At 38.7% G+C, this 4,462-nt stretch carries 5 protein-coding genes; all 5 read right to left on the bottom strand.

The annotated features are described in order from the left end of the window. Nucleotides 1-52: 52 nt before the first annotated feature. Genes LIR34_RS17340 through LIR34_RS17320 form a run of 5 tightly spaced genes read right to left on the bottom strand, consistent with a single transcriptional unit; the run spans nt 53 to nt 4,273 of the window. Nucleotides 53-1,429, bottom strand: a complete 1,377-nt coding sequence (locus LIR34_RS17340; RefSeq protein ID WP_173903406.1) for a sensor histidine kinase — start codon at nt 1,427-1,429, stop codon at nt 53-55. After that, the gene (locus LIR34_RS17335; protein ID WP_072521435.1) at nt 1,417-2,079 is read right to left on the bottom strand and encodes a response regulator transcription factor; all 663 of its coding nucleotides are present in this window, start codon (nt 2,077-2,079) and stop codon (nt 1,417-1,419) included. The genes LIR34_RS17340 and LIR34_RS17335 overlap by 13 nt, the downstream gene beginning before the upstream one ends. A 14-nt stretch (nt 2,080-2,093) precedes the next feature. Then, entirely contained in the window at nt 2,094-2,834 is a 741-nt protein-coding gene (locus LIR34_RS17330) for a lantibiotic immunity ABC transporter MutG family permease subunit (RefSeq protein WP_005330844.1), read from the bottom strand. 1 nt (nt 2,835) lies between these two features. Further along, nucleotides 2,836-3,567: a lantibiotic immunity ABC transporter MutE/EpiE family permease subunit gene (locus tag LIR34_RS17325; protein WP_173903405.1), complete on the bottom strand. Its 732-nt coding sequence runs from the start codon at nt 3,565-3,567 to the stop codon at nt 2,836-2,838. Continuing rightward, nucleotides 3,560-4,273 (bottom strand): lantibiotic protection ABC transporter ATP-binding protein, encoded by a 714-nt coding sequence (locus LIR34_RS17320; RefSeq protein WP_173903404.1) that lies wholly within the window; start codon nt 4,271-4,273, stop codon nt 3,560-3,562. Before LIR34_RS17320 ends, LIR34_RS17325 begins: the two co-directional genes overlap by 8 nt. Nucleotides 4,274-4,462: the final 189 nt, after the last annotated feature.

Below are 4,462 nucleotides of genomic sequence, written 5' to 3'. Positions count from 1 at the left end.
GCTTCCGCCTACTCCATTCTCCCCAGCATAGCTGGGGGATTAGGCTTTTCATTTAGCTTGTTTCTTGACTACTCATGAAAAATATTTTTACTTTCGCCCCACCTGTATTTTCAGAATTTGAAAGTTTAATCCCTCCGCCATATTTTTCAGCCACAGTTTTTGCAAAAAATAGTCCCATCCCATAATGGGCTTCGCCATTTCTACTTATGTCATCCATAAAAAACTGCTCTGTGCCATGCAATAATGCTTCTTTTGTAAATCCTGATCCACTATCTTCCACAATGAATGTCAGCTGACCATCCTGCTCCTTTGCACCAATATAGATGATTTCCTTTTCTTTCGTATGCTCCACTGCATTCTGAATCACATTCATTACAGCCCGAAACATTGGATCATAAGCAATCGTTACCTTTTTATCACTTTGCTGTGCCTTCCAGTTTATTTTCTGATGGCAGATTTCTGCCAGCCCGAGTGCCTGTTCCTTTATATCTGCGAAAAAATCTTCTAACCTCACCGTTGTATAGGTAACATCACTGCAATTCCATGATTTTGTGACATCTATCAACTGTTTTACATAACTTTGTATCTGTGTTGTGCCGTTCAAAACATAAGTGATATTATTCTTCTGTTCTGTGGTCAGTTCAGTCTCTGAAAGTAGTTCTGCATTTCCCCGTACAATCGTAAGAGGTGTTTTAATATCATGCGCCAAAGCAGACATCTGTTGTTTCTTTTCCTGCTCTGTTTTCCACTGCTTTTCTAAAGATTCTCGCAATGCATCTCGCATATCATCGATTGCCGATAAACAGTCATCAAACTCTTTGATACCGGAACAGGATGTCTCATATTCCAGATTTTGATCCTTTATTTGTCTGATTGCGTCTAATACAGGCTGCATCTGCTTTTTGATTCTTTTTCCAAAACGTATGGACGGAATGATGATAATCGCTACCGCTCCAATCACTGACATAATACTCATCACATTCTGTGGTCCTATAAAATGCTCCCTCAAAAAAGCTGAATGATATTGAGGTGTCAGGCGATATTGCAATACAACATATTCATTTTCCCTTACAATTACTTTATAAAAATATTTCCCGGATGCGTTTCCGTACTTTGCAACATTCCATGCTATCTGTTCGTATTGTTCTGACAGATCTCCACCTATTTTCTCTCCATTCTCTGAAAAGATTACATAATCACAAAGTGCAGGAATCATCTCAGCAGTTACTTTATCCGCACGTAAAATCGTATCATATGCTTCATTAATCTTTTTCTCTGCATAATTCGCCGGATAGATACAGCCCACACTAATCAAAAGGTACAGCAGCAGCCAAGCAACAATCACCAAACCTACTAATGATCCAAGCATGACCAGTACATATCTCATAAAAATCCAGCTGAGTGCATTGCTTCTCTTTACTCTTCCCATTTATATCCAATCCCCCAGACTGTTTTTATCGGTGTATAATCATAATCCGCAAATTTTGCTCTTATATTTTTGATATGCGTGATAATGGTACTGTCATTACTCTCACTGTCAAAACCAAAGACCTCTTCTAAAATCTGTTCTTTCGAGAAAACCTGTCCCCTGTTTTTAGCCAGGAATTCACAAATTTCGTACTCCGCTTTCGTAAGAGGAAGTTCCTTATCATCAACCAATAGTTTCTTTTGAGATATTTGAATACAGACCCTCCCCAAAACCATCCGGACAGAATGTTCCCTGTGCTCTCTTCTAAGATGTGCATGAATCCTTGCCCGAAGTTCCATCACTCCAAATGGCTTTGAAATATAATCATCTGCTCCCAACGAAAGTCCGTTCACCAGACTTTTTTCCTCCGTTTTTGCGGTAAGAAACAAAATCGGACAATCCACAAGTGCCCTGATTCTTTTGCATAATTCAAAGCCGTCCATTCCAGGCATCATAATGTCAAGTAAAATCAGGTCATAACGATGTAATTCTTCCATATTAAGTTTCAGCGGATTACTTACTTTGGTAACCAGATGTCCATCCTTATTCAAAATGCTTTCTATCATTTCCAGAATTGCCGGTTCATCATCAACTGCCAGTATTTTTGCCATAGTTTCCCTCGATTCTATTCCGATATTCTGTTTCCTTCCCAGTGGTTTACCCACCAAAAATAGTATACCATACTAATCCCTGTAAATATTAAGCAACCTGGTATGAATGACAACCATTCACCTACACTAGTTTCTCCCAATACAGATTGCAGATAAGTATATGGTACTCTACCCGTCCAGCAGACAAATACATATTTCCACACATAATCTCCAAGTCCGGTAAGCATCAATGCACTAATTAGTCCTGATATAATCCCTGCTCCAATGGATACCCCTTTTCCAAACTGAAAAGCCAGAATCAGCTGCCACAGATAAAGTGGAACACTGCTTCCCCACAGCAGCAATGCTGCAAATATACATCCTTTCATAATTTCGATATCGCTTGATGCGATTCTTCCAAATCCAATTCCGAATATGATTGCTGTCAATAGGATAGAGCACAGACACAAAACCAGTAGCATCAACAGTTTCGATAAAAATGCTGCAGGTTTATCCGGTAAAGACAACAGATTTTGAAAATCACCTGCATTTTGTTCCTGTTCCATCACACTTGCTGTAAAAATTCCAATAAGTACCGGAAGTCCTGCTCCTATTGCCTGATAAAATGCAATCACTTTCATATTTTCATTCCATGGTGAAAAAAAGTAATATATTAAAAATATAACGCTGGTTATAATCGGAATCAGTAAGTGTGCCAGAATCACAGATGTTCCTTTCATCTTTCGCAAGTCTGCATTAAGAGATCTTCCAATCATCTTATTTCACCTCTCTTCTCTCAAACCATTTCAAAAACAGAACCGTTACAAAAACAAACCAGATGATTGAGAGACACATTCCCGGAACAATGACTCCCGTATCCAAAAGAGGATTCCCTGCTTCTGCGGCAAGTCCATTTGGTAAAACATGAAGCAACGGGCACATCATTCGCATAGGGATTGCAGAAACAAGTACATACCAGATTCTGGTTTGTGATATTACCACACCGCTGACGGTAATAAACAGGCAGACGAACAGGTTTACAATCATTCCAAATCGTTCACTTAAAAATAAAGCTACCGGAATCTCCCATAACTCAGAAACCGTCAGAAACAATACTGCAATCAACGCTCCTCCAACTGGAACATGTGTCGTTAGAAGAAAGCCTCCAAGCGTTGCTCCTGCAAACACAATCACATTAGAAAACAAAATCATGTACCCAATATAAATAATTTTCCCCAGCAACAATTTTCTTCTGTCTGTGGGAATAGTCGTTAAATGATAGTATTTTATCTTTTTCTCCTGCGCCACAGAAAGATAACAAAATAGAGCAATCATCCCCGGCAGCAAAAGTGTATACCACCAGTTCCAAACACTTTCTGCATAAGCATTTGTCATCCCAAGAGTAAATATAAATGTCATGACAAATGTAAGAAGAGGAAATCCCCAGATAAACTTTTTTCGCATGGTTCTTTTGGCTTTTTGATGTTCTGCTTTTATAATATTAACCATGGATTTCACCTGCTTTCTGGTTTTTTCTTACCACATTCATAAACAAATCTTCAAGATTATCTCCCTGCTTTAATGCTCCTTCGTATCCTAAGATTCCACCTGAAATAATCCCGACTTTATCTGCAAGTAACTGTACCTCTGAGAGAATATGACTGGAGAGAATTACAGTGATTCCCTGTTCCGGAAAAGACCGGATCAGCTCTCGTAATTCCTCGATGCCTATTGGATCTAATCCATTCGTAGGTTCATCCAATATCAAAAGTTCCGGTTCTCCAAGCAATGCCATTGCAATGCCTAGTCTTTGCTTCATCCCCAAAGAAAACTGTCCTGCTTTCTTCTTTCCGGTGTTTGTAAGTGATACAATCTGCAAGACCTCATCAATTCTGTTTTCATCTGTACCAAGCAATAATTGTCTTATCTTCAAATTCTCTCTGGCGGAAAGATTTTCATAAATAGGCGGATTTTCAATTAACGCTCCTATTTTTGATAAATCTTTCCTATCCAAAAGTTTTCCATCAAAGTAAATCTTTCCTGCAGTTGGTTTCATCATACCAGTCAACATTTTCAATGTGGTAGATTTTCCCGCACCATTCGGTCCAAGCAGTCCATAAATCTGTTTCTTTTCTATATTAAGTGAAACATTATTTACCGCTTTCTGCTTTCTAAAATATTTACACAAATTTTGTGTCTGCAACATCATTTCCATCTTTACTATCCTTCCTTCCATATTTCATTTCTTACTGAAATATAACCTAACAGAAAAAAATAAAGATTTGATGAAGATTGGTGAACTACTCGGCAACAAGTTACCAGAGCATCTGAAGTCTGGCGGGATACCGTCTTTTTTCAGGGTGCGTCCATGACACCAATACTGCTTGCCTTTCGGCTATACAGC

The organism is Blautia sp. MSK17_66 (assembly GCF_020538025.1).
Taxonomy (GTDB): Bacteria; Bacillota; Clostridia; order Lachnospirales; family Lachnospiraceae; genus Blautia_A.
This window is presented reverse-complemented; position numbering and strand designations above follow the sequence as displayed.